We start from the raw sequence: 25,123 nt of genomic DNA, 5'->3' as shown, positions 1-25,123 counted from the left end.
TGCCAGTCGCCGTCTGTACGGGGAGGTTTACATAGGATTGATAAATAATACTATTGATAATTATTTGCATTTGCAATAGGGTGACTGCGCTCAAAATGAGCACGCACGTTCCGTCTGGCACCCGGTAAGTCATGGGATTCAGCAAAGGATGGCCCTGCCAGGTGTGAACGGCTGCGCGATAAAGACAGGGATCTTCTCACCGGCTCGCCAGTCACTCCGCTGTGGCGCAGAACTGGCCTTCCAGGAATGAAAAAAATGAAGCATTACTCGCTGTTAACCTTCGCTATTTTGATCGAACTGGGGCTCAGCGCCTCACTGCTCTCCGGCAGCGCCTGGGCAGCAGAGACTTCCAGCAAGACGACTTCCAGCAACGCCTCTTCTCCCGACGCCAGCGCAATGGACGGTGGCACCTTAATGGTGACGGCCCAGCAGCAGACGCTGCAGGCACCGGGGGTTTCCACCATCACCGCCGATGAGATCAAAAAGCATCCGCCGGCGCGCGATGTCTCAGAAATTATCCGTACCATGCCGGGGGTTAACCTGACCGGTAACTCGACCAGCGGCCAGCGCGGCAACAACCGTCAGATCGATATTCGCGGCATGGGACCGGAAAATACCCTGATCATGGTGGACGGCATGCCGATCACCAGCCGTAACTCGGTGCGTCTTGGCTGGCGCGGTGAGCGTGATACGCGCGGCGATACCAACTGGGTGCCGCCGGAGATGATTGATCACATCGACGTGATTCGCGGGCCGGCCGCGGTGCGCTACGGCAACGGCGCGGCGGGCGGTGTGGTGAACATCATCACCAAAAAGTACAGCGATCAGCAGTGGCACGGTTCGTGGAATACCTACTTCAACGCGCCGGAACACAAATCGGAAGGGGCGACCAAACGCACCAACTTCAGCCTTGAAGGGCCGCTGGGCGACGACTTCAACTTCCGGCTGTATGGCGGTTTAGCCAAAACCCAGGCCGACGCGTACGACATCAATGAAGGACATGCGGCAGCGCGCACCGGCAGCTATGCTGGCAGCTACCCGGCAGGCCGCGAAGGCTCGGTAAACAAAGACATCAATGCGTTGCTGAGCTGGGCGTTTGCGCCCATGCAGACGCTGGAGCTGCAGGCCGGTTACAGTCGTCAGGGCAACCTGTACGCGGGCGATACGCAGAACACCAACACTAACGCGCTGGTGAAGAGCCTGTACGGCGATGAAACCAACCGTCTGTATCGCCAGAATATTTCACTGAAATGGACCGGCGCGTGGGATAACGGCATCAGCACCAGCAGCTGGGCGCGCTACGAAAAAACCCGCAATACGCGCATTAATGAAGGTCTGGCGGGCGGCACGGAAGGGATTTTCTCCAACAGCGGGTTCAATACCATCCAGCTGGACGATGTGCTGCTGCACAGTGAAATCAGCCTGCCATTTGAGCTGGGCGTCAATCAGACCGCAACGCTGGGCACCGAGTGGAACCGGCAGCGCATGAAAGATCCTTCGTCGACCACCCAGGCCGCCAGCAACGGTGCCGTGCCAGGCATCGCCAGCACCGGCCGCAGTCCTTATGCCCAGGCGGAGATTTTCTCCCTGTTTGCCGAAGACAACATGGAGCTGACCGACAGCACCATGCTGACGCCGGCGCTGCGCTTCGATCATCACTCCATCGTTGGCAACAACTGGAGCCCGTCGCTTAACCTGTCACAGGGGCTGGGCGATGACTTCACGCTGAAGATGGGGATTGGCCGGGCCTACAAAGCGCCGAGTCTGTACCAGACGAACCCGAACTACCTGCTGTACAGCAACGGCCAGGGCTGCGCCGCCAGCACCGGCGCCTGCTATCTGCAGGGTAATCCGAATCTGAAAGCGGAAAACAGCATCAATAAAGAAGTTGGGCTGGAGTGGAAGCATGAAGGTTATCAGGCCGGTCTGACCTGGTTCCGTAACGACTACCGTAACAAGATTGAAGCTGGCTATGCGCCTTCAGGTAAAGCCTCTAACGGCACCACGGATATCTATCGCTGGGAGAACGTGCCGAAAGCGGTGGTGGAAGGGCTGGAAGGTACGGTCAATGTTCCTTTCTCTGACAGCGTGATGTGGAATAACAACTTCACCTACATGCTGCAGAGCAAGAACAAGGAGACCGGCGATCGTCTGTCGATCATTCCGGAGTATACGCTGAACTCGACGCTGAGCTGGCAGGCAACGCAGGATCTGTCGCTGCAAACCACCCTGACGTGGTACGGCACCCAGACGCCGAAGAAGTACGACTACAAAGGACAGCCGGTGACCGGCAGCGCCACCGACAAAGTGAGCCCGTACTCGATTGTCGGCCTGAGCGGTACTTACGATATTAATAAGTACGCCAGCGTGACGCTGGGCATCGATAACCTGTTCGATAAGCGCCACTTCCGTGAGGGCAATGCGCAAACCACCGGTAACGCCACCACCGGCGCTTATCTTTACGGTGCCGGTGCCAATACCTATAACGAATCAGGCCGTACTTACTATATGAGCCTCAACACCCACTTCTGATGGCGTTCAGCCAATCAGTTGCGTTGGCAAACAGCAGCGGGCAATCAGTCCGCTGCTGTCTTCGCGGTTGACCAGTTCCAGCCTGCCGCGATGCATCTGCACAATACGCAGCACAATGTTCAGGCCCAGGCCGCTGCCGCCATAGCGTTGATCGCGCCGCCGGAACGCCTGCGTCAGCTCTTCTGCCGCATCGGCATCAATACCCGGCCCCTGATCCCACACTTCAACCCAGACCTGCTGTTGCACCTGACGCAGCTTAACCTGCACGCTGCTGCCTTCCGGACTGTAGCGCGATGCGTTCTCCAGCAAATTGCGCAGCATCAGGCGCAGCAGCACCGCTTCACCCTGCTGCGGCACATCGTCGCCGTCTGGCCAGTGCAGCGTCTGCTGACGCTGGGCATACAGTTCAGCCATCTCCGGCATCAGCGGCTGCATGATGTCACGCTGCCACTGCAGCTGCTGATAGTGGCCGCCCGCCAGCGCCTGACCGGCGCGCGACAGCATCAGCAGCTGTTCGACGGTGTGCATCAACTGGTCGATACGCTCAATCAGCATGGCGCTTTGTGGCACCTGCTGCTGATGCAGAAGCTCAAGATGCAGGCGCAGCCCGGCCAGCGGCGTACGCAACTCGTGCGCGGCGTCGGCGGTGAATAATCGCTCCTGCTGCAGCGTGTGGTCGAGACGGGAAAACAGCTGGTTGATGGAGGAAGTGACCGCAACGATTTCATCCATCTCGGAGTAAATCGGCAGCGGCGTCAGGTTGTCGGCAGAGCGGTGGGCAAGGCTGTCCTGTAGCGATTTGAGCGGACGGATAATCCAGTTGATGGCCCAGAACGACAGCAGCAGCGTCAGGCTTACCATCACCAGCGAAGGCAGCAACAGCGAAGCGATGGCCTCACGGATCTCATTCTCCACACGATCGTTACGCGCCTGGGCCGACAGGGTTTCATTGACGAGGAAACTGATCTGTTCGCGGCTTTCGTGCCACAGCCAGATGGCGCTCATCACCTGGCAGGTGAGGAGAATCAGCGCCAGCATGATCAGTAACCGCTGACGCATGCTGTTCATTCGCGTAGTTCCAGCCGGTAGCCAACGCCGCGCACGGTTTTGATGCGATCTTTCCCCAGCTTGCGGCGCAGATTATGAATGTGAACTTCTAAAGTGTTGGAGCCGGGATCGTCGTTCCAGCTGTAGAGATCCTGCTGCAGCGTTTCGCGATGCACATTCTGACCCACGCGCATCAGCAGGCGGGTGAGCAGGGCGAATTCTTTGGGGGTGATCTCCAGCGGCAGATTCTCCAGCAGCACCTGCTGCGAGCTGAGATTGAGCGTCAGATCGCCCTGCTGCAGCAGGTTGTCGCTGTGCCCCTGATAGCGGCGAATCAGCGCGCGCGCCCGCGCCTGCAGTTCTGCCAGCGCAAACGGCTTGACCAGGTAATCATCGGCACCGGCGTCCAGCCCGTCGACGCGATCCTCCAGCGCATCGCGCGCGGTCAGGATCAGCACCGGCACCGCGATGCCGTCGCGCCGCCACTGGCGTAGCAGCGTGGCGCCATCGCGATCCGGCAGGCCGAGATCCAGCACGATCAGGCTGTACTGGCTGCTGCGCAGCAGGGCGTTGCTTTCCGCCGCGCTGCCAGCGCAATCCACGGCGTAGCCCTCGCTGCTCAGCGCCTGCGCCAGGCCCGATTGTAATAACGCATCATCTTCAACGATCAACAGTTTCATTAGTTGTTCTTGTTAATGTCGGTATAGAGCCGGCTCTCAAAGCGCACCAGCGGAATCCGCCGCGTTTTCTGGTCTTCCGGCGGTACCGCATAGCCAGAGAGGAACTGGACAAAGGCCACGCGCGCACCGCTCGACGTGGTGATGAACCCAGCCAGATTATAGACGCCCTGCAGCGAACCGGTTTTTGCCGACACTTTGCCATCCAGCCCCGCTTCGTGCAGACCGCCGCGATACTGCAGCGTGCCGTCATAACCCGCCAGCGGCAGCATCGAAATATAATTCAGCGTGGCGTCATTTTTGGCGATGAACTGCAGCACCTGCATCATGGTATCCGGCGCGATCAGGTCGTGACGCGACAGGCCGGAACCATCCACCTGAATACTGTTGCCGAGGTCGACGCCGGCTTTTTCGCGCAGCACACGCCTGACCGCATCCGAACCGGCGCGGAAGGTGCCCGGCACGTTAAAGTAGTGATGGCCGATGGTGCGGAACACGGTATCAGCGATCATGTTGTCTGACTTCTTCAGCATGGTGTGCAGCAGGTTGTGCAGCGGTGCGGACTGCGTCGAGGCCAGCACCGTGCCCGGTGACGTCACCTGCGTCTGGCGCACTAAATGGCCGCTGTAATCAATATCGGCGTCGCGCAGCTGCGCTTTAAGGATCTCGCCGGCCCACGCGGCGCCATCCTGCACGGCAAACGCCAGGGGCAGCGGTTCCGCACGCTGGCGCATACAGCCGGTCAGCGTATAGCGATTAAGCTCGCCGGGCACCACGTCGAGCTCGCAATACTGCCCGTCACCGCTGTTGCGTCCGATCGTGCGCACCTGGCTGAACATGTGCGCCGGATAGTAAGAGGCGATGCGCACAAAGGCGTTTTCGCCGGGCGTATTGGCACTGTAGAGCGAAACCGAGAAGCAGTTTTTATCAACAATCGCCGCACCTGGCGGGGCGCTAAAGCACTGTGTCAGATCGTTCCACGGCCAGCCTGGCGCCATATCGTGACTGGCGAACACCGAGGTGTCGATCACCAGATTGCCCTTGATATGGTTGATGCCCTGCTTTTTCAGCGCCGCCACCATATTGCGCAGATCCTGGCGGCTGAGCGTCGGATCGCCGGCAAAGCGCGCCACAAGGTCGCCATTTAAGGTGCCATCGCTGACCGCGCCTTTGGTCTCCAGCGTGGTCTGAAAACGGAAGTCCGGGCCCAGCTCCAGCAGTGCCGCCAGCGCGGTGATCACTTTCATGGTACTGGCCGGCAACGCCATCTGTTTGCCGTGATAGTCGATTATCGGGGTGGATGCGCCCACTTTTTGTACCATCAGCGCCAGGTTTGCGCCGTCTGGCAAATACTGCATGTATTCTTCAACGGGTGCTGCTTGTGCCTGCAGCATAAACGCACAGGTTAATCCGGTAACAAGTCGTGAAAATCGCATAATCTCGCGGTAACTGACGGGTGAAGGCGTCAATACTATGTCCCCGGACGGTGCAAAGTAAACAATGACCCACAGGGAACTCTGGGGTAAAATACGTATCAAAATGCAAAACCGATACCTGACCCGGAAAGCTTTCCGGGTCAGGATTCTTTTGCTTGTGAAAAGAGGTTACGCGCCGCAGAAGCCGATCTTCTGCTGTCACCGGTCAGGATGACGCCGTTAACCAGGATAGATGACGAGGAGCCAAAATGAATCAGATTCCGATGACGTTGAAAGGCGCTGAGAAGCTGCGTGAAGAGCTGAACGAACTGAAAACCGTTAAGCGTCCGCGCATCATCGCCTCTATCGCCGAAGCCCGTGAGCACGGCGATCTGAAAGAGAATGCCGAATACCACGCTGCGCGCGAAGAACAGGGGTTCTGCGAAGGGCGTATTCAGGAGATCGAAGCCAAGCTCTCCAATGCACAGGTGATTGACGTGACCGCCATGCCGAAAACCGGCCGCGTGATTTTTGGCGCCACCGTCACCGTGTTGAATGTCGATACCGATGAAGAGTTTACTTACCGGATTGTCGGTGACGACGAAGCGGACTTTAAACAGAACCTGATTTCCGTGAATTCGCCGATGGCGCGCGGTCTGGTGGGCAAAGAGGCCGATGACGTGGCTATTGTCAAAACCCCAGGCGGCGATGTGGAATATGAAGTGCTGAAAGTGGAATACATCTAAGATATTGCTACGCTTTGAAATGCGCAGCTGCATATTGTAAAGAAAGGAAAAAGGCCGCGCTGCGGCCTTTTATCCCATGCAGGAGCATGGCACTTTCTCTGCCCGTCGGACGAGCCGTAACGGTACGCTTAACGTGGCAGAGTAATTTTGCGCTCTTTGGCAGGGCGATACAGCACCAGCACGTTGCCGATGACCTGAACGTTGTTTGCCTTAGTTTCACGCACGATAGCGTCCACGATCAGCTGCTTGGTTTCACGATCTTCCGAGGCAATTTTTACCTTGATCAATTCGTGATGTTCGAGCGCCTGTTCGATCTCGGCGAGCACGCCTTCAGTCAGGCCATTGCCGCCCAGCATGACCACTGGCTTCAGTGGATGGGCAAGGCCTTTCAGGTGCTGTTTTTGTTTGGTACTCAGATTCATCGTATTTTTTGCTTACTCAGGGATTGAAAACGGTTCATTCTACCGCCATCTCGGGTATATCGCCAAATCAACGCGACCCATTGCGTGCTGATTTATCGCTACGATGACGATTTAACTGGAAATATTATGACGGGTAAAAAGCGTTCAGCCAGTTCCAGTCGCTGGCTTCAGGAACACTTTAGCGATAAATATGTGCAACAGGCACAGAAAAAAGGGTTGCGCTCGCGCGCCTGGTTTAAACTGGATGAAATTCAGCAGGGTGACAAGCTGTTCAAACCCGGTATGACCGTAGTTGACCTTGGCGCTGCGCCCGGCGGCTGGTCGCAATATGTGGTACAACAGATTGGTTCGGGTGGCCGTATTATTGCCTGCGATCTGCTGCCGATGGATCCCATCGTCGGCGTTGACTTCCTGCAGGGCGATTTTCGCGACGAAGCGGTGTTGAAAGCGTTACTGGAGCGCGTGGGCGACCAGAAAGTGCAGGTGGTGATGTCGGACATGGCGCCGAACATGAGCGGTACGCCTGCGGTCGATATCCCGCGTTCCATGTATTTAGTTGAACTGGCGTTAGAAATGTGTCGGGATGTACTGGCACCTGGCGGCAGTTTTGTAGTGAAAGTGTTTCAGGGAGATGGCTTCGATGAATACCTGCGGGAAATTCGCTCCCTGTTTACGAAAGTGAAAATTCGTAAGCCGGACGCTTCGCGATCACGTTCGCGCGAAGTGTACATTGTGGCGACAGGGCGCAAACTGTAGCCCTCCATACCGGAATCAAAGCAAGGCGAAACGGCGTTTATTCTGATGCGTAATTCTGAGTTTCAGGCTAAACAGGCAAAATCATCAGCGCCGCGATTCCAGGTATGAAGGATATATAGTACCCTACGCTGTCTGTTAACACCGTTGTAATATGAGGTTAATCCCTTGAGTGACATGGCGAAAAACCTGATTCTCTGGTTAGTCATCGCGGTCGTGCTGATGTCAGTATTCCAGAGCTTTGGGCCCAGCGAGTCGAATGGCCGTAGGGTTGATTATTCAACCTTCCTGTCGGAAGTGAACCAGGATCAGGTCCGCGAGGCACGTATTAACGGGCGTGAGATCAACGTAACCAAAAAAGACAGTAATAAATACACGACCTACATTCCTGTCAACGATCCCAAGTTACTCGATAACCTGTTGACCAAAAACGTCAAAGTTGTGGGTGAACCACCGGAAGAGCCGAGCCTGCTGGCTTCTATCTTCATCTCCTGGTTCCCGATGCTGCTACTGATTGGCGTGTGGATCTTCTTTATGCGGCAGATGCAGGGCGGCGGCGGCAAGGGCGCGATGTCCTTCGGCAAGAGCAAAGCCCGTATGCTGACCGAAGACCAGATCAAAACCACCTTTGCTGACGTTGCGGGTTGCGACGAAGCAAAAGAAGAGGTGGGTGAGCTGGTGGAATACCTGCGTGAGCCGAGCCGCTTCCAGAAGCTGGGCGGTAAAATCCCGAAAGGCGTGCTGATGGTGGGCCCTCCGGGTACCGGTAAAACGCTGCTGGCGAAAGCGATTGCCGGCGAAGCGAAAGTACCGTTCTTCACGATTTCCGGTTCTGACTTCGTAGAAATGTTTGTTGGTGTCGGTGCATCACGTGTGCGCGACATGTTCGAGCAGGCGAAGAAAGCGGCACCGTGCATCATCTTTATTGATGAGATCGATGCGGTGGGTCGTCAGCGTGGCGCCGGTTTAGGCGGTGGTCACGACGAACGTGAGCAGACGCTGAACCAGATGCTGGTTGAGATGGATGGCTTCGAAGGCAATGAAGGCATCATCGTTATCGCCGCGACTAACCGTCCGGACGTACTGGACCCGGCGCTGCTGCGTCCAGGCCGTTTTGACCGCCAGGTGGTGGTAGGTCTGCCAGACGTGCGCGGCCGTGAACAGATTCTGAAAGTGCATATGCGTCGCGTGCCGCTGGCAACCGACATTGATGCCGCGATTATCGCACGTGGTACGCCGGGCTTCTCCGGTGCGGACCTGGCGAACCTGGTCAACGAAGCGGCGCTGTTCGCTGCGCGTGGCAACAAGCGCGTGGTGTCGATGGTCGAGTTCGAGAAAGCGAAAGACAAAATCATGATGGGTGCGGAACGTCGCTCCATGGTGATGACGGAAGCGCAGAAAGAATCCACCGCGTATCACGAAGCGGGCCATGCGATTATTGGTCGCCTGGTGCCGGAACACGATCCGGTGCATAAAGTGACGATTATCCCGCGCGGCCGTGCGCTGGGTGTGACCTTCTTCCTGCCTGAAGGCGACGCGATCAGCGCCAGCCGTCAGAAGCTGGAGAGCCAGATTTCAACGCTGTACGGCGGTCGTCTGGCAGAAGAGATCATCTACGGGGCGGAACACGTTTCTACCGGTGCTTCAAACGACATCAAAGTGGCGACCAACCTGGCGCGCAACATGGTGACGCAGTGGGGCTTCTCGGAAAAACTCGGTCCGCTGCTGTATGCGGAAGAGGACGGTGAAGTGTTCCTCGGCCGTTCAGTGGCGAAAGCCAAACACATGTCGGACGAAACGGCACGCATCATCGACCAGGAAGTTAAGCACCTGATCGACAGCAACTACCAGCGTGCACGCCGTATTCTGGGTGAGAACATGGACATCCTTCACGCGATGAAAGACGCGCTGATGAAGTATGAAACCATCGACGCACCGCAGATCGACGACCTGATGGCACGCCGCGAAGTGCGTCCGCCAGCAGGCTGGGAAGATCCAGGCAGCAACAACTCTGACAGCAACGGTACGCCAAAGGCGCCACGTCCGGTTGATGAACCGCGTACGCCAAACCCAGGCAACACCATGTCAGAACAGTTCGACAAGTAACAGGCCTGTTCCTAAGCAAAAACCCCGGCTGGTCCGGGGTTTTTTACATTCCACAATCCAGTGATTCCTCAGGGAGATTTTCGCCATGAAGTTGTACGCCCGTGATACCCATCTCGATCTGTCGTTTCCCCATGTGATGGGAATTTTAAATGTCACGCCGGACTCCTTTTCTGATGGCGGAACGCACAACACGCTGGTCGACGCGCTCACGCACACCAACGAGATGGTGAATGCCGGTGCCACGATTATCGATGTGGGCGGCGAATCAACGCGTCCCGGTGCTGATGAAGTCTCGGTGGAAGAGGAACTGGCGCGGGTGATCCCGGTAGTGGAAGCCATTGCGCAGCGCTTCGAAGTGTGGATTTCAGTTGATACCTCAAAAGCAGAAGTGATCCGCGAAGCCGCGCGAGTGGGCGCTCACATCATTAACGATATCCGCTCGCTGTCCGAGCCGGGTGCGTTACAGGCCGCCGCAGAGACCGGTCTGCCGGTATGCCTGATGCACATGCAGGGCGAACCGCGCACCATGCAGCAGGCACCGGAATATCAGCACATCGTAAGCGAAGTGGACGCTTACTTCGCCGCGCAGATCGCCCGCTGTGAAGCGGCCGGCATTAAAAAAGAGCGTCTGCTGCTCGACCCGGGCTTCGGTTTCGGTAAGAATCTCAGCCACAATTATGAGCTGCTGGCGCATCTCAGTGATTTTCACCATCACGGCCTGCCGCTGCTGGTGGGTATGTCGCGTAAGTCGATGATTGGCCAGCTGTTAAACGTCGGCCCGGCACAGCGCCTGACCGGCAGCCTGAGCTGTGCGGTGATCGCCGCCATGCAGGGCGCGCAGATTATTCGCGTGCATGACGTTAAAGAAACTGTCGAAGCGATGCGCATCGTCGAGGCGACACGGAGAGCAAAAGGATAAAGGCATGAGCGATCGTAAATATTTCGGTACGGATGGGATTCGCGGCAAAGTGGGTGAAGCGCCCATTACCCCGGACTTTGTGTTGAAGCTGGGTTTTGCTGCCGGCAAAGTGCTGGCCCGTTCCGGCTCGCGCAAAGTATTGATTGGTAAAGATACACGGATTTCCGGCTACATGCTGGAATCGGCGCTGGAAGCCGGTCTGGCGGCTGCCGGGCTGTCTGCCGCGTTCACCGGCCCGATGCCCACGCCGGCCATTGCCTACCTGACGCGCACTTTCCGCGCCGAGGCGGGCATCGTGATCTCCGCGTCGCACAACCCGTTTGACGACAACGGCATCAAATTCTTCTCTGCCGAAGGCACCAAACTGCCGGACGACGTCGAAGCCGCCATTGAGCTGGAGCTGGAGAAGCCGCTGACCTGCGTCGAGTCCGCTGAGCTGGGCCGCGCCAGCCGTATCGTCGATGCCGCCGGGCGTTACATTGAGTTCTGCAAAGGCACTTTTCCCAGCGAGCTGAGCCTGAACGGGCTGAAGATCGTGGTGGACTGTGCCAACGGCGCGACCTATCACATCGCGCCGAATGTGCTGCGTGAACTGGGTGCGAAGGTGATTGCGATTGGCGTGCAGCCGGACGGCATGAACATCAACAAAGAGTGCGGCGCTACCGATTTGCGTCAGCTGCAGCAGCGCGTGCTGGATGAAAAAGCCGATCTCGGCCTGGCCTATGACGGCGACGGCGATCGCATCATGATGGTGGATCACCTTGGACAGAAGGTGGATGGCGACCAGATTCTCTACATCATCGCGCGTGAAGCGCTGCGTCAGGGCCAGCTGCGTGGCGGCGTGGTCGGCACGCTGATGAGCAACATGGGGCTGGAGCTGGCGCTGAAACAGCTGGGGATTCCGTTTACCCGCGCCAAAGTGGGCGACCGCTATGTGCTGGAAAAAATGCAGGAGAAGGGCTGGCGCATGGGCGCGGAGAACTCCGGCCACGTGATCCTGCTGGATAAAATCAGCACCGGTGACGGCATCGTAGCAAGTTTGCAAGTACTTACTGCGATTGTGCGCAACCACATGAGTCTGCACGATCTGTGCAGCGGCATGAAGATGCTGCCACAGGTGCTGGTGAATGTGCGTTTCAGCGGCAGCCACGATCCGCTGGAGAGCGACAGCGTCAAAGCGGCTGCCGCAGAGGTGGAAAAAACGCTGGCCGGGCGCGGGCGCGTGCTGTTGCGTAAATCCGGCACCGAGCCGCTGATTCGCGTGATGGTGGAAGGCGAGGATGAGGCGCAGGTGACCGAGCTGGCGCACAAAATTGCCGATGCGGTAAAAGCGGTTTAACCGTGTTACGGGCGGTCAGTTTGCTGCTTTCCGCCTGTAAAATCACCGGGATGGCGCTTTTTTCCGCAATCGCGAAACTTCGTGTAAATTGCGCTTGCAGAGGTATGCGCCTTTGGTTAGTATTCACACCCGCTTCTGATGGGTGATGACGAGACTCCCCGTCAATATTGGTTGAAGCTTTAACTGTGCGGATAACGCGCAAGGAAACAGGTTGATTATGTACGAAGCTCTGTTGGTTGTTTTCCTTATTGTAGCGATTGGCCTCGTTGGTCTGATCATGCTGCAGCAAGGCAAAGGCGCTGATATGGGAGCCTCATTCGGTGCAGGCGCTTCTGGTACGCTGTTCGGTTCAACCGGGTCTGGTAACTTCATGACTCGCATGACCGCGGTACTGGCTACGCTGTTCTTCATTATCAGTCTGATTCTGGGCAACCTGAACAGTAACAAGACTTCCAAAGGAAGCGAGTGGGAAAACCTCAGCGCGCCGGCTCAGTCTCAACAGCAGACTCAGCCAGCTAAACCGGCCACGCCGGGCAATGATATCCCGCAGTAAGATCGTCAGCGCTAAAGCGACATCGTATCGTTGCAGTCAGTGAAGTGCCGAGGTGGTGGAATTGGTAGACACGCTACCTTGAGGTGGTAGTGCCCGATTGGGCTTACGGGTTCAAGTCCCGTCCTCGGTACCAAATCTCAGTATAACTTGCATTTTTCGCAAGATCGGCGTAATATTCGCCACGTTTTCGGACGCGGGGTGGAGCAGCCTGGTAGCTCGTCGGGCTCATAACCCGAAGGTCGTCGGTTCAAATCCGGCCCCCGCAACCACTTTCCCTTAGAGTTCTTTTTCAAATATACTGTATGCATCGACGGACGCATCCGCAGTCAGTTTTGAAAAAAATTCTGCTGGATGGTGTGCCGAAGCCGCATCGCGGCATACAGGGTCCAGTCACAAAAAGCCCCGAATTTTCGGGGTTTTTTGTTATCAGGAAATCGTAACACTGGGCTTTAGGCCCTTTTTTTATGTCTTGGGGGTGGGCTTGTCCACATTAGAGCAAAAGTTGACAGAGTTGATCTCTGCTCCGGTAGAAGCGCTTGGCTACGAATTGGTCGGTATCGAGTTCATTCGTGGTCGCACATCAACCTTGCGCATCTATATTGATAGTGAAGAGGGTATCAATGTTGATGATTGCGCCGATGTTAGCCACCAGGTCAGCGCTGTAATGGATGTGGAAGATCCTATTACGGTGGCTTACAACCTTGAAGTTTCCTCACCGGGTCTCGATCGCCCTCTGTTCACCGCGGAGCACTATGCGCGTTTCGCTGGCGAAGAGGTGAGCCTGGTACTGCGTATGGCCGTGCAGAACCGCCGTAAATGGCAGGGCATCATCAAGTCTGTCGAAGGCGAGATGATCACGGTAACCGTTGAGGGTAACGATGAAGTGTTCGCGCTGAGCAACATTCAGAAAGCGAACCTGGTCCCCCACTTTTAAAAGTCCGGATTGAGGCTAACCAGGATGAACAAAGAGATCTTAGCTGTAGTAGAAGCCGTTTCTAACGAAAAAGCCCTGCCGCGTGAGAAAATCTTCGAAGCGCTGGAGAGCGCTTTGGCCACTGCGACCAAGAAGAAGTATGAGCAGGAAATCGACGTGCGCGTCAGCATTGACCGTCGCAGCGGCGATTTCGACACCTTCCGTCGCTGGGTGGTTGTAGAAGAAGTCACGCAGCCAACGCGCGAGATCACGCTGGAAGCAGCACGCTTTGAAGATGAAGCCTTCAATCTGGGCGATTATGTTGAAGATCAGATCGAATCTGTCACCTTCGACCGTATCACCACGCAGACCGCGAAACAGGTTATCGTCCAGAAAGTGCGTGAAGCCGAGCGCGCGATGGTGGTCGATCAGTTCCGCGAGCAGGAAGGCGAAATCATCACCGGCGTGGTGAAGAAAGTGAATCGCGACAACATTTCACTGGATCTCGGCAACAACGCCGAAGCGGTGATTGTGCGTGAAGACATGCTGCCGCGTGAAAACTTCCGCCCGGGTGACCGTATTCGCGGCGTGCTGTATGCCGTGCGTCCGGAAGCGCGTGGTGCGCAACTGTTTGTTACCCGCTCCAAACCGGAGATGCTGATCGAACTGTTCCGCATTGAAGTGCCGGAGATTGGCGAAGAAGTTATCGAGATCAAAGCGGCAGCGCGCGATCCGGGTTCACGCGCCAAAATTGCGGTAAAAACTAACGACAAACGTATCGATCCGGTCGGTGCCTGCGTCGGTATGCGCGGTGCGCGCGTGCAGGCGGTGTCCAGCGAGCTGGGCGGCGAGCGTATTGATATCGTGCTGTGGGACGACAACCCGGCACAGTTCGTGATTAACGCCATGGCACCTGCCGATGTGGCGTCAATTGTGGTGGATGAAGACAATCACACCATGGATATCGCTGTTGAAGCCGGCAATCTGGCTCAGGCGATTGGCCGTAATGGCCAAAACGTGCGTCTGGCATCCCAGCTGAGCGGCTGGGAGCTGAACGTGATGACCGTCGATGATCTGCAGGCGAAGCATCAGGCCGAAGCCCATGCAGCGATCGATATGTTCACTAAACATCTCGACATCGACGAAGAGTTCGCCACCGTTCTGGTGGAAGAGGGCTTCTCTTCGCTGGAAGAATTGGCTTACGTGCCAATCAACGAGCTGCTGGAAATCGACGGCCTCGACGAAGAGACCATTGAAGCCCTGCGTGAACGAGCAAAAAATGCGTTAACCACCCTGGCATTAGCGAAAGAAGAGAGCCTTGGTAATCAGGAACCTGCTGAGGACCTGCTGAATCTTGAAGGCCTGGATCGTGCGCTGGCGTATCGCCTGGCGTCAAAAGGCGTTTGCACGCTGGAAGATCTCGCTGAGCAAGGTGTTGACGATCTGACAGATATTGAAGGGCTGGATGACGAGAAAGCCGGTGCGCTGATTATGGCTGCACGTAATATCTGCTGGTTCGGCGATGACGCGTAATAACAGGAAGGAACAGCATGACAGATGTAACCGTAAAATCGCTGGCCGCCGAAATTCAGACTCCGGTCGATCGCCTGGTACAGCAATTTGCTGATGCAGGGATCCGTAAGTCTGAAAACGACGCCGTATCCCAGCAAGAGAAAGAGACCTTACTGTCCCACCTGAATCGTGAGCACGGTCAGACCGGTTCAGGCAAACTGACGTTGCAGCGCAAAACGCGCAGCACCTTGAATATTCCAGGCACCGGGGGTAAAAGTAAGTCGGTGCAAATCGAAGTCCGCAAAAAGCGCACATACGTGAAAGGTGATGCCGACGCTGAGCAAGCTCAGGCGGAAGCAGAAGCCGAGGCGCAGCGTGAAGCGGAAGAGCAGGCGCGTCGCGAGGCTGAAGAACAAGCCCGTCGCGAAGCTGAACAAAAAGCGCAACGTGAAGCCGAAGAGAAAGCCAAGCGCGAAGCCGCTGACAAGGCTAAGCGTGAAGCAGCGGAAAATGAGAAAGTGACTAATCAACCTACCGACGAAATGACCAAGGCTGCGCAATCTGACAAAGCCCGTCGTGAAGCTGAAGCCGCCGAACTGAAGCGTAAAGCGGAAGAAGAAGCGCGCCGTAAGCTGGAAGAGAATGCGCGCCGCGCGGCGGAAGAAGCCCGTCGTCTGGCCGAAGAGAAAGCCGCTGAATGGGAAAAACCAGAGGAAGAAGATAAGGGCGACTACCACGTCACCACTTCAACTCATGCCCGTCAGGCAGAAGACGAAAACGATCGCGAAGTCGAAGGCGGTCGTGGTCGCACCCGCACCACCAAGGCAGCGCGCCCGGCCAAAAAAGGCAACAAGCACTCTGAAGCCAAAACTGACCGTGAAGAAGCGCGTGCTCAGGTACGCGGCGGTAAAGGTGGCAAACATCGTAAACCAAGCACGCTGCAGCAGGGCTTCAACAAACCTGCTCAGGCGGTGAACCGTGACGTCATCATTGGCGAAACCATCACCGTTGCCGAACTGGCCAACAAAATGGCGGTGAAAGGCTCGCTGGTTATTAAAGCGATGATGAAGATGGGTGCCATGGCGACCATCAACCAGGTTATCGACCAGGAAACCGCCCAGCTGGTGGCCGAAGAGATGGGTCACAAAGTGATCCTGCGCCGCGAGAACGAGCTGGAAGAAGCGGTAATGGACGATCGTGATACCGATGCTGCGCAGGAAAGCCGTGCGCCGGTCGTGACCATCATGGGTCACGTTGACCACGGTAAAACCTCGCTGCTGGACTACATCCGCTCCACCAAAGTCGCCTCCGGCGAAGCGGGCGGGATTACCCAGCACATCGGTGCGTATCACGTTGAAACCGATAACGGCATGATCACCTTCCTCGACACCCCGGGCCACGCCGCGTTTACCGCAATGCGTGCTCGTGGTGCGCAGGCCACGGATATCGTTATCCTGGTGGTGGCGGCTGACGATGGCGTGATGCCGCAGACCGTCGAAGCTATCCAGCACGCGAAAGCGGCCGGTGTGCCGGTGGTCGTGGCCGTGAACAAGATCGATAAGCCAGAAGCCGATCCGGATCGCGTGAAGAACGAGCTGACTCAGTACGGTATCATTCCGGAAGAGTGGGGCGGCGAGAACATGTTCGTTAACGTCTCGGCGAAAGCCGGTACCGGCATCGACGACCTGCTGAACGCGATTCTGCTGCAGGCGGAAGTACTGGAACTGACTGCGATTCGTCAGGGTATGGCGAGCGGCGTGGTGATCGAATCGTTCCTCGACAAAGGTCGTGGTCCGGTAGCAACCGTGCTGGTGCGTGAAGGTACGCTGAACAAGGGCGATATCGTACTGTGCGGCTTCGAATACGGCCGTGTGCGTGCGATGCGTGACGAACTGGGTCGCGAAGTGCTGGAAGCGGGTCCATCGATTCCGGTGGAAATTCTCGGCCTGTCCGGTGTGCCGGCAGCGGGTGACGAAGCGACCGTGGTGCGTGACGAGAAGAAAGCGCGTGAAGTGGCACTGTATCGTCAGGGCAAATTCCGCGAAGTCAAACTGGCGCGTCAGCAGAAGTCCAAGCTGGAAAACATGTTTGCCAACATGACCGAAGGCGAAGTGTCCGAGCTGAATATCGTCCTGAAGTCCGACGTACAGGGTTCTGTGGAAGCGATCTCCGACTCGCTGCTGAAACTCTCCACCGACGAAGTGAAGGTGAAGATTATCGGTTCTGGCGTGGGCGGTATCACCGAAACCGACGCCACCCTGGCCGCTGCGTCCAACGCGATCATCCTCGGCTTCAACGTGCGTGCTGATGCCTCTGCGCGTCGCGTGATTGACGCTGAAAACGTTGACCTGCGCTACTACTCCGTCATCTATAACCTGATTGACGAAGTGAAAGCTGCCATGAGCGGCATGCTGGCACCGGAGTTCAAACAGCAGATTATCGGTCTGGCCGAAGTCCGTGACGTGTTCAAGTCACCGAAATTTGGCGCGATTGCCGGCTGTATGGTCACCGAAGGCAACATCAAACGTCACAACCCGATCCGCGTACTGCGCGACAACGTGGTTATCTATGAAGGCGAGCTGGAATCTCTGCGTCGCTTCAAGGATGACGTCAACGAAGTGCGTAACGGCATGGAGTGTGGTATCGGCGTGAAGAACTACAACGATGTTCGCGTTGGCGATATGATCGAAGTGTTCGAAGTGATTGAAGTTAAACGCACCATCGAGTAATTGCTGGTCGATGTGATGCAATTTGGGAGGCCTCTGGCCTCCCGAATTATTTGGGAGAAATAGTATGGCGAAAGAGTTTGGTCGCCCACAGCGCGTAGCGCAGGAGTTGCAGAAAGAGATTGCGATCATCCTGCAGCGCGAAATCAAAGACCCGCGTCTGGGTATGATGGTCACCGTGTCTGGCGTTGAGGTGTCACGCGATCTGGCGTATGCCAAAGTGTTCGTGACCTTCCTGAACGACCAGGATGAAGAAGCGGTGAAAAACGGCCTCAAAGCGCTGAAAGAAGCGTCTGGCTATATCCGTATTCTGCTCGGTAAAGCGATGCGTCTGCGCATCGTGCCGGAGCTGACCTTCTTCTACGATAACTCGCTGATTGAAGGGATGCGCATGTCGAATCTGGTGTCTAACGTGATCAGAAACGATGCTGAGCGACGGGGTGAAAGCCCGGCGGAAGACGACAAGGAGGACTGATGAGTCGTCCTCGTCGCCGTGGTCGTGATGTCCACGGTGTTTTCCTGCTGGATAAACACCAGGGCGCATCCTCCAACGATGTGCTGCAAAAAGTAAAACGCCTGTTTAATGCTAACAAGGCGGGCCATACCGGCGCGCTCGATCCGCTGGCCACCGGTATGCTGCCGATTTGTCTCGGCGAAGCCACCAAGTTTTCCCGCTATCTGCTGGATTCGGACAAGCGTTACCGCGTGATTGCCCGTCTGGGCCAGCGCACCGATACCTCCGATGCGGACGGCAATATCGTTGAAACGCGGCCGGTGACCTTCAGCCAGGCTGAGCTGGATGCCGCGCTGGAAAGCTTTCGCGGCGAGACGCTGCAGGTGCCCACCATGTTCTCGGCGCTCAAGTATCAGGGCCGCAAGCTGTACGAATATGCACGCGAAGGCATCACCGTGCCGCGTGAAGCGCGACCGATTACCGTGTTTGAACTGCAGTTTATTCGCTGGCAGGGCGACGAGCTGGAACTGGAAATCCATGTTTCCAAAGGCACCTACATTCGCACCATCATTGACGATTTAGGTGAGAAGCTCGGCTGCGGTGCACATGTAATCATGCTGCGCCGTCTGCAGGTGGCGCGTTACCCGATTGCGCGCATGATGACGCTGGAACAGCTGCAGGCGCTGGCGGCGCAGGTTAATGCGGAGGAAACGCCGGATTACGCACCGCTGGACGCGTTGCTGTTGCCGATGGACAGCCCGGCGGAAGATTTTCCAGCGGTCAATCTGCCCACGCCGGTCGCGGCCTGGTTCAAACAGGGCATGCCGGTCCAGGCGGAAAACGCGCCGGTCAGCGGGCTGGTGCGGGTGACCGAAGGCGATGAGCAGAAATTTATCGGCATGGCGGAAATCGCCGACGATGGCCGCGTGGCTCCGCGTCGTCTGGTAGTGGAGTTTGCCGACTGACCGCATATTACCGCTGGGCGTTACAGCGCATTTGCGTTGCTACCGGGCGAAGAGTAGAATAGCGCGGCTTTAAAAGCGGGCTGCTGAATTAGAGATCGGCACCCATACATTCATTTTTTACTGGAGTTTATTATGTCTCTAAGCGTAGAAGCTAAAGCAGAGATCGTTGCTAAATACGGTCGTGGTGCTGACGACAGCGGTTCAACTGAAGTTCAGGTTGCTCTGCTGACTGCTCAGATTAACCACCTGCAGGGTCACTTCTCTGAGCACAAGAAAGACCACCACAGCCGTCGCGGTCTGCTGCGCATGGTATCCCAGCGTCGTAAGCTGCTGGACTACCTGAAGCGTAAAGACGTTGCACGTTACACCAGCCTGATCGAAAGCCTGGGTCTGCGTCGCTAAGTCTGAAGAATCTGATCAACGATGTAGCGCATGCAGTATGCAAAAAACCGCATCTGGCGATCAGATTTGTGCGAGTTTCGCGAAAAGGGGGCCTTTATGGCCCCTTTTTTCGAGCAATCCGCAGCAATCCGGACCAAACTCATGTATTGTTGCTGAGAGTGATCTTTGCTTGCAGAGGTTCGCGCGGCTAATGAGAGGCTTTACCGCAGGGGCGGTTAAGGGTTGTCATTAGTCGCGAGGATGCAACTAAAGATCGGTAATCCCCGGCGGGCCGAGCAGGCTTTGCCACGAATTTAAGGACTTAAATTTTGCTGAACCCGATCGTACGCAAATTCCAATATGGTCAGCATACCGTCACGCTGGAAACCGGCATGATGGCGCGCCAGGCCACCGCAGCAGTAATGGTAAGCATGGACGACACCGCGGTATTCGTTACCGTCGTGGGCCAGAAAAAAGCCAAAGCCGGTCAGGACTTCTTCCCTCTGACAGTGAACTATCAGGAGCGTACTTACGCTGCTGGCCGTATTCCGGGCAGCTTCTTCCGTCGTGAAGGCCGTCCAAGCGAAGGCGAAACCCTGATTGCACGTCTGATTGACCGCCCGGTGCGTCCGCTGTTCCCGGAAGGTTTTGTTAACGAAGTACAGGTTATCGCGACTGTGGTATCCGTGAACCCGCAGGTTAACCCGGACATCGTTGCGATGATCGGTGCTTCTGCTGCGCTGTCACTGTCTGGCATTCCGTTCAACGGCCCAATCGGTGCGGCACGCGTTGGTTACATCAACGATCAGTACGTGCTGAACCCAACCGCGGATGAGATCAAACAGTCTCGTTTGGATCTGGTGGTTGCCGGTACGCAGAATGCAGTGCTGATGGTGGAATCTGAAGCGGACATCCTGACCGAAGACCAGATGCTGGGTGCTGTGGTGTTCGGCCACGACCAGCAGCAGGTTGTGATTGAAAACATCAATGCGCTGGTGGCCGAAGCCGGCAAACCACGCTGGGACTGGCAGCCAGAGCCGGCGAACGATGCGCTGATCGCACGCGTTGCCGCCCTGGCCGAAGCGCGCATCAGCGATGCGTACCGCATCACTGACAAGCAGGAGCGCTATGCGCAGGTTGGCGTCATCAAAGACGAAACCATCGCCGCACTGCTGGCTGAAGACGAAACGCTGGATGATGCCGAAATCGGTGACATCGTACACAGCCTGGAAAAGAACGTGGTGCGTACCCGTATCCTGAACGGCGAACCGCGTATCGATGGCCGTGAAAAAGATATGATCCGTGGTCTGGACGTGCGCACTGGCGTACTGCCGCGTACCCACGGTTCTGCGCTGTTTACCCGTGGTGAAACGCAGGCGCTGGTCGCTGCCACCCTCGGTACCGCACGTGACGCACAGAATCTCGATGAGCTGATGGGCGAGCGTACTGACAGCTTCCTGTTCCACTACAACTTCCCTCCGTACTCTGTGGGCGAAACCGGTATGGTTGGCTCACCGAAGCGTCGTGAAATTGGTCACGGCCGTCTGGCGAAGCGTGGCGTGCTGGCAGTGATGCCTAAACAGGATGCGTTCCCGTACACCGTGCGCGTCGTGTCTGAAATCACCGAATCGAACGGTTCTTCTTCTATGGCTTCCGTGTGCGGTGCATCGCTGGCACTGATGGACGCTGGCGTACCGATCAAAGCGGCCGTTGCCGGTATCGCGATGGGTCTGGTGAAAGAAGACGAGAAGTTCGTGGTGCTGTCTGACATCCTCGGCGACGAAGATCACCTCGGCGATATGGACTTCAAAGTAGCCGGTAGCCGTGAAGGTATCACCGCGCTGCAGATGGACATCAAAATTGAAGGTATCACCCGTGAAATCATGCAGGTGGCACTGAATCAGGCCAAGGGTGCGCGTCTGCACATTCTGAGCGTGATGGAACAGGCGATCAGCACGCCGCGTCAGGAGATCTCCGAGTTCGCGCCGCGCATCTACACCATCAAGATCAACTCAGACAAGATCAAAGACGTCATCGGTAAAGGCGGTTCGGTTATCCGTGCGCTGACCGAAGAGACCGGCACCACCATCGAAATCGAAGATGATGGCACCGTGAAGATCGCAGCGACCGACGGCCTGAAAGCCAAAGAAGCGATTCGTCGCATCGAAGAGATCACCGCTGAGATCGAAGTGGGCCGTATCTACGCCGGTAAAGTGACCCGTATCGTTGATTTCGGTGCCTTCGTGGCAATCGGCGGCGGTAAAGAAGGTCTGGTACACATTTCTCAGATCGCCGACAAGCGCGTAGAGAAAGTGACCGATTACCTGCAGATGGGTCAGGAAGTGCCAGTTAAAGTGATGGAAGTGGATCGTCAGGGCCGCGTTCGTCTCAGCATCAAAGAAGCGACAGAGCAGAAGCCAGCAGAAGAAGCCGCTGCGGTGACGACGCCTGACGCCGAGTAAGCGTTTTCCTGATCAGCCGCTCCCTGCCTGCTGGCGGGGAGCGGTGTTTGTATACCCGGAATGCGTGGCGCGCTGGTCAGCGTGTCAGTGCAGCTGAAGCAGGACGGGTATCATCGCGAGGGCGGGAACCCTTGTGCATAGCAGGCGGATGACAGGATGGTTATCCCAATGTTTGTATTCGGGAGTGGGAAATGAAGCCTTTTTTGCGCTGGTGTTTTGTTGCGACAGCTATCACGCTGGCAGGATGCAGCAACTCCAATTGGCGTAAGAACGAAGTTCTGGCAGTACCTTTGCAGCCCACACTGCAGCAAGAGGTTATTCTGGCGCGAATGGAACAAATTCTTGCCAGTCGGGCCCTGACCGATGATGAACGCGCACAGCTGTTATATGAGCGCGGAGTGTTGTATGATAGTTTGGGTCTGAGGGCATTAGCGCGGAACGATTTCTCGCAAGCGCTGTCTATCAGACCGGATATGCCGGAAGTGTTTAACTATCTCGGCATTTACTTAACGCAGGCAGGCAATTTTGATGCTGCCTATGAAGCGTTTGATTCTGTACTTGAGCTTGATCCAACTTACAACTATGCGCATTTAAACCGTGGTATCGCCCTCTATTACGGCGGTCGATACAAGTTAGCGCAAGATGATCTGCTGGCGTTTTATCAAGACGATCCTAACGATCCGTTCCGCAGCCTGTGGCTCTACCTCGTTGAACGCGAGATGGATGCCGACAAGGCAAAAGTGACGCTACAACAGCGTTACGATAAGGCGGCTAAGGACCAATGGGGATGGAATATTGTCGAGTTCTACCTGGGCGACATCAGTGAAAAAACATTGATGGAACGTCTCAAGGCGGACGCAACGGATAACACCTCGCTCGCTGAACATCTCAGTGAAACCAACTTCTATTTAGGTAAGTACTACCTAAGTCTGGGGGAGAAGGACGACGCGAAAGCGTTGTTCAAACTGGCGGTGGCCAACAACGTTAATAACTTTGTTGAACACCGATACGCATTGTTGGAACTGGCGCAACTCGGCCAGACACAAGACGATTTATCAGAATCTGACCAGCAATAGCTGACGAACTTTTATTGCCTGATTTACCCGTAAAGTCATCGCCTGAACAGGTGAGGGCTTTTCTGTTCGTCAAAACTTCTAATTTGAGCCGGTTCACACTTTTTGATGAAAATGACTGAAAGTTTTCACGACGAGTTATGTAGACTGGCCGCCGCAATCTAAGAGGCACGTGTACTACATGACTGATATTCAAACCACTTTTGCTGATCTGGGCCTGAACGCCGACATCCTCGAATCACTGAACGGTATGGGCTACGTTAAGCCATCGCCAATCCAGGCTGAGTGTATTCCTCACCTGCTGGCGGGCCGTGATGTGCTGGGTATGGCGCAGACCGGTAGTGGTAAAACAGCAGCGTTCTCGCTGCCGCTGCTGAACAACGTTGATCCTTCTGTCCGCGCACCGCAAATCCTGGTGCTGGCGCCGACCCGCGAACTGGCGGTTCAGGTGGCTGAAGCGATGACAGAATTCTCTAAACACATGCGCGGTATTAACGTCGTGGCCCTGTACGGTGGCCAGCGTTATGACGTGCAGCTGCGCGCACTACGCCAGGGTCCACAGATCGTGGTTGGTACCCCGGGCCGTCTGCTGGATCACCTGAAACGCGGTACCCTGGACCTGTCCAGCCTGCGTGGTCTGGTACTGGACGAAGCCGATGAAATGCTGCGTATGGGCTTCATCGAAGACGTTGAAACCATCATGGCGCAGATCCCGGAAGGTCATCAGACCGCACTGTTCTCTGCAACCATGCCGGAAGCGATTCGCCGTATCACTAAGCGTTTCATGAAGGATCCGCAGGAAGTGCGCATCCAGTCCAGCATCACTACACGCCCGGACATTTCTCAGTCTTACTGGACCGCTTACGGCCGTAAGTCTGACGCGCTGGTGCGCTTCCTCGAAGCGGAAGACTTCGATGCTGCCATCATCTTCGTGCGCACCAAAAATGCCACGCTGGAAGTCGCAGAAACGCTGGAGCGTAACGGCTACAACAGCGCCGCGCTGAACGGTGACATGAACCAGGCGCTGCGTGAGCAGACGCTGGAGCGTCTGAAAGACGGTCGTCTGGATATCCTGATCGCGACTGACGTTGCGGCCCGTGGTCTGGACGTTGAGCGTATTAGCCTGGTGGTTAACTACGACATCCCGATGGATGCCGAATCGTATGTACACCGTATCGGCCGTACCGGTCGTGCGGGTCGTGCTGGCCGTGCGCTGCTGTTCGTTGAGAACCGCGAGCGTCGTCTGCTGCGCAACATCGAACGCACCATGAAGCTGACTATTCCGGAAGTTGAGCTGCCTAACGCCGAGCTGCTGAGTCAGCGTCGTCTGGCGCAGTTCTCTGCGAAAGTTCAGCAGCAGCTGGAAAGCAGTGATCTGGATCAGTACCGTGCGCTGCTGGCTAAAATGCAGCCAGAAGAAGAGTTGGATATGGAAACGCTGGCCGCTGCACTGCTGAAAATGGCGCAGGGCGAACGTCCACTGATTCTGCCACCGGATGCACCACGTCCACAGCGTCGTGAATTCCGCGATCGCGATGAGCGTGGCGGTGACCGTCCACGTCGTGACAGCCGTGACAGCCGCGAAGGTGGCGATCGTCCACGTCGCGAACGTCGTGACGTTGGCGAAATGCAGCTGTACCGCATTGAAGTGGGCCGTGATGACGGTGTTGAAGTGCGTCATATCGTGGGCGCGATTGCTAACGAAGGCGACATCAGCAGCCGTTACATCGGTAACATCAAGCTGTTTGGTACCCACTCCACTATCGAGCTGCCAAAAGGCATGCCGGGTGAAGTCCTGCAGCACTTCACGCGTACGCGTATTCTCAACAAGCCGATGAATATGCAGCTGCTGGGCGATGCACAGCCACACGAGCGCACCGAGCGTCGTAGCGGCGGTCGTGACTTCGGTGGTGAGCGTCGTGGTAACCGCGAGGGTGGCAACCGTGAAGGTGGCGCACCGCGTCGTTTCTCTGAGCGTCGCGAAGGCGGACGTTTCAGTCGTGAAGGTGGCCGTGGCCCACGTCGCGACGAAGGTGCAGCTGCACCACGTCGCCGTGATGCATAAGCGTTAATCGCTTAAAAATAAAAAGGACGCGCAAGCGTCCTTTTTTTATGTCTGTAACGCGGG

General features: G+C 56.5%; 21 protein-coding genes and 2 tRNA genes. 19 read left to right on the top strand and 4 right to left on the bottom strand.

The window, feature by feature from the left end; genetic code table 11:
* Window positions 1-255: 255 nt before the first annotated feature.
* Entirely contained in the window at window positions 256-2,532 is a 2,277-nt protein-coding gene (locus AC6I8F_RS16945) for a TonB-dependent siderophore receptor (protein WP_498028261.1), read from the top strand.
* 6 nt (window positions 2,533-2,538) lie between these two features.
* Here AC6I8F_RS16945 and pmrB read toward each other — a convergent pair whose 3' ends face one another.
* From pmrB to dacB, 3 genes are read right to left on the bottom strand one after another with little or no spacing between them, the layout of a single operon-like run.
* Window positions 2,539-3,600: a two-component system sensor histidine kinase PmrB gene (gene pmrB, locus AC6I8F_RS16940; protein ID WP_058780380.1), complete on the bottom strand. Its 1,062-nt coding sequence runs from the start codon at window positions 3,598-3,600 to the stop codon at window positions 2,539-2,541.
* A complete protein-coding gene (gene pmrA / locus AC6I8F_RS16935; RefSeq protein ID WP_058759578.1) occupies window positions 3,597-4,259 on the bottom strand; it encodes a two-component system response regulator PmrA in 663 nt (220 codons plus the stop codon). Before pmrA ends, pmrB begins: the two co-directional genes overlap by 4 nt.
* The gene (gene dacB, locus AC6I8F_RS16930) at window positions 4,259-5,692 is read right to left on the bottom strand and encodes a serine-type D-Ala-D-Ala carboxypeptidase (RefSeq protein WP_031279733.1); all 1,434 of its coding nucleotides are present in this window, start codon (window positions 5,690-5,692) and stop codon (window positions 4,259-4,261) included. The genes pmrA and dacB overlap by 1 nt, the downstream gene beginning before the upstream one ends.
* 248 nt (window positions 5,693-5,940) lie before the next feature.
* Between dacB and greA the strand changes: the two genes are divergently transcribed.
* A complete protein-coding gene (gene greA / locus AC6I8F_RS16925; protein ID WP_021507709.1) occupies window positions 5,941-6,417 on the top strand; it encodes a transcription elongation factor GreA in 477 nt (158 codons plus the stop codon).
* A gap of 128 nt (window positions 6,418-6,545) precedes the next feature.
* Here greA and yhbY read toward each other — a convergent pair whose 3' ends face one another.
* Window positions 6,546-6,839 (bottom strand): ribosome assembly RNA-binding protein YhbY, encoded by a 294-nt coding sequence (gene yhbY / locus AC6I8F_RS16920; protein WP_010617345.1) that lies wholly within the window; start codon window positions 6,837-6,839, stop codon window positions 6,546-6,548.
* A 126-nt stretch (window positions 6,840-6,965) separates the two neighbouring features.
* Here yhbY and rlmE point away from each other — a divergent pair, with 126 nt between their 5' ends.
* From rlmE to AC6I8F_RS16835, 17 genes are all read left to right on the top strand, one after another.
* A complete protein-coding gene (gene rlmE, locus AC6I8F_RS16915; RefSeq protein ID WP_021507708.1) occupies window positions 6,966-7,595 on the top strand; it encodes a 23S rRNA (uridine(2552)-2'-O)-methyltransferase RlmE in 630 nt (209 codons plus the stop codon).
* A 174-nt stretch (window positions 7,596-7,769) separates the two neighbouring features.
* On the top strand, window positions 7,770-9,698 hold the full coding sequence (gene ftsH / locus AC6I8F_RS16910) for an ATP-dependent zinc metalloprotease FtsH (protein ID WP_021507707.1): 1,929 nt from the start codon (window positions 7,770-7,772) through the stop codon (window positions 9,696-9,698).
* Between the two features lie 85 nt (window positions 9,699-9,783).
* Entirely contained in the window at window positions 9,784-10,617 is an 834-nt protein-coding gene (folP, locus tag AC6I8F_RS16905; RefSeq protein WP_058780381.1) for a dihydropteroate synthase, read from the top strand.
* A gap of 4 nt (window positions 10,618-10,621) precedes the next feature.
* Window positions 10,622-11,956: a phosphoglucosamine mutase gene (glmM, locus tag AC6I8F_RS16900; RefSeq protein WP_021507705.1), complete on the top strand. Its 1,335-nt coding sequence runs from the start codon at window positions 10,622-10,624 to the stop codon at window positions 11,954-11,956.
* Between the two features lie 217 nt (window positions 11,957-12,173).
* Entirely contained in the window at window positions 12,174-12,509 is a 336-nt protein-coding gene (gene secG, locus AC6I8F_RS16895) for a preprotein translocase subunit SecG (protein WP_010617340.1), read from the top strand.
* A gap of 46 nt (window positions 12,510-12,555) precedes the next feature.
* Window positions 12,556-12,642 (top strand) — tRNA-Leu (locus AC6I8F_RS16890).
* 59 nt (window positions 12,643-12,701) lie between these two features.
* Window positions 12,702-12,778 (top strand) — tRNA-Met (locus AC6I8F_RS16885).
* 212 nt (window positions 12,779-12,990) lie between these two features.
* Entirely contained in the window at window positions 12,991-13,443 is a 453-nt protein-coding gene (gene rimP / locus AC6I8F_RS16880; RefSeq protein WP_031279732.1) for a ribosome maturation factor RimP, read from the top strand.
* 24 nt (window positions 13,444-13,467) lie between these two features.
* Window positions 13,468-14,955: a transcription termination factor NusA gene (gene nusA / locus AC6I8F_RS16875; protein WP_021507703.1), complete on the top strand. Its 1,488-nt coding sequence runs from the start codon at window positions 13,468-13,470 to the stop codon at window positions 14,953-14,955.
* Window positions 14,956-14,972: 17 nt separating this feature from the next.
* Window positions 14,973-17,663, top strand: coding sequence for a translation initiation factor IF-2 (infB, locus tag AC6I8F_RS16870; RefSeq protein WP_021507702.1), 2,691 nt, complete (start codon window positions 14,973-14,975; stop codon window positions 17,661-17,663).
* A gap of 64 nt (window positions 17,664-17,727) precedes the next feature.
* Window positions 17,728-18,135: a 30S ribosome-binding factor RbfA gene (gene rbfA, locus AC6I8F_RS16865; RefSeq protein ID WP_021507701.1), complete on the top strand. Its 408-nt coding sequence runs from the start codon at window positions 17,728-17,730 to the stop codon at window positions 18,133-18,135.
* Window positions 18,135-19,079, top strand: a complete 945-nt coding sequence (gene truB / locus AC6I8F_RS16860; RefSeq protein WP_498028260.1) for a tRNA pseudouridine(55) synthase TruB — start codon at window positions 18,135-18,137, stop codon at window positions 19,077-19,079. The genes rbfA and truB overlap by 1 nt, the downstream gene beginning before the upstream one ends.
* A 132-nt stretch (window positions 19,080-19,211) precedes the next feature.
* A complete protein-coding gene (gene rpsO / locus AC6I8F_RS16855; RefSeq protein WP_498028259.1) occupies window positions 19,212-19,481 on the top strand; it encodes a 30S ribosomal protein S15 in 270 nt (89 codons plus the stop codon).
* Window positions 19,482-19,789: 308 nt separating this feature from the next.
* Window positions 19,790-21,922, top strand: a complete 2,133-nt coding sequence (pnp, locus tag AC6I8F_RS16850) for a polyribonucleotide nucleotidyltransferase (protein ID WP_104093962.1) — start codon at window positions 19,790-19,792, stop codon at window positions 21,920-21,922.
* 191 nt (window positions 21,923-22,113) lie between these two features.
* Complete coding sequence (gene nlpI / locus AC6I8F_RS16845; protein ID WP_021507697.1) at window positions 22,114-22,998, top strand: lipoprotein NlpI; 885 nt, start codon at window positions 22,114-22,116, stop codon at window positions 22,996-22,998.
* A 105-nt stretch (window positions 22,999-23,103) separates the two neighbouring features.
* On the top strand, window positions 23,104-23,160 hold the full coding sequence (gene yrbN / locus AC6I8F_RS16840; RefSeq protein WP_098053093.1) for a protein YrbN: 57 nt from the start codon (window positions 23,104-23,106) through the stop codon (window positions 23,158-23,160).
* A 16-nt stretch (window positions 23,161-23,176) separates the two neighbouring features.
* Complete coding sequence (locus AC6I8F_RS16835; protein WP_498028258.1) at window positions 23,177-25,060, top strand: DEAD/DEAH family ATP-dependent RNA helicase; 1,884 nt, start codon at window positions 23,177-23,179, stop codon at window positions 25,058-25,060.
* The last annotated feature ends 63 nt before the right edge of the window (window positions 25,061-25,123 follow it).

This window comes from gamma proteobacterium symbiont of Axiagastus rosmarus (assembly GCF_059730925.1).
Note: the sequence above shows the minus strand (reverse complement) of the source record. Positions and strands in the feature narration are given on the sequence as shown.

Bases quoted from the DNA above. Each gene is read 5' to 3' on its own strand.
- dacB (WP_031279733.1), bottom strand. From the start codon at position 5,692: ATGCGATTTTCACGACTTGTTACCGGATTAACCTGTGCGTTTATGCTG.
- rlmE (WP_021507708.1), top strand. From the start codon at position 6,966: ATGACGGGTAAAAAGCGTTCAGCCAGTTCCAGTCGCTGGCTTCAGGAA.
- glmM (WP_021507705.1), top strand. From the start codon at position 10,622: ATGAGCGATCGTAAATATTTCGGTACGGATGGGATTCGCGGCAAAGTG.
- nlpI (WP_021507697.1), top strand. From the start codon at position 22,114: ATGAAGCCTTTTTTGCGCTGGTGTTTTGTTGCGACAGCTATCACGCTG.
- secG (WP_010617340.1), top strand. From the start codon at position 12,174: ATGTACGAAGCTCTGTTGGTTGTTTTCCTTATTGTAGCGATTGGCCTC.
- rbfA (WP_021507701.1), top strand. From the start codon at position 17,728: ATGGCGAAAGAGTTTGGTCGCCCACAGCGCGTAGCGCAGGAGTTGCAG.
- greA (WP_021507709.1), top strand. From the start codon at position 5,941: ATGAATCAGATTCCGATGACGTTGAAAGGCGCTGAGAAGCTGCGTGAA.
- truB (WP_498028260.1), top strand. From the start codon at position 18,135: ATGAGTCGTCCTCGTCGCCGTGGTCGTGATGTCCACGGTGTTTTCCTG.
- folP (WP_058780381.1), top strand. From the start codon at position 9,784: ATGAAGTTGTACGCCCGTGATACCCATCTCGATCTGTCGTTTCCCCAT.
- pmrA (WP_058759578.1), bottom strand. From the start codon at position 4,259: ATGAAACTGTTGATCGTTGAAGATGATGCGTTATTACAATCGGGCCTG.
- AC6I8F_RS16835 (WP_498028258.1), top strand. From the start codon at position 23,177: ATGACTGATATTCAAACCACTTTTGCTGATCTGGGCCTGAACGCCGAC.
- infB (WP_021507702.1), top strand. From the start codon at position 14,973: ATGACAGATGTAACCGTAAAATCGCTGGCCGCCGAAATTCAGACTCCG.
- rpsO (WP_498028259.1), top strand. From the start codon at position 19,212: ATGTCTCTAAGCGTAGAAGCTAAAGCAGAGATCGTTGCTAAATACGGT.
- ftsH (WP_021507707.1), top strand. From the start codon at position 7,770: ATGGCGAAAAACCTGATTCTCTGGTTAGTCATCGCGGTCGTGCTGATG.
- nusA (WP_021507703.1), top strand. From the start codon at position 13,468: ATGAACAAAGAGATCTTAGCTGTAGTAGAAGCCGTTTCTAACGAAAAA.
- AC6I8F_RS16945 (WP_498028261.1), top strand. From the start codon at position 256: ATGAAGCATTACTCGCTGTTAACCTTCGCTATTTTGATCGAACTGGGG.
- pmrB (WP_058780380.1), bottom strand. From the start codon at position 3,600: ATGAACAGCATGCGTCAGCGGTTACTGATCATGCTGGCGCTGATTCTC.
- yhbY (WP_010617345.1), bottom strand. From the start codon at position 6,839: ATGAATCTGAGTACCAAACAAAAACAGCACCTGAAAGGCCTTGCCCAT.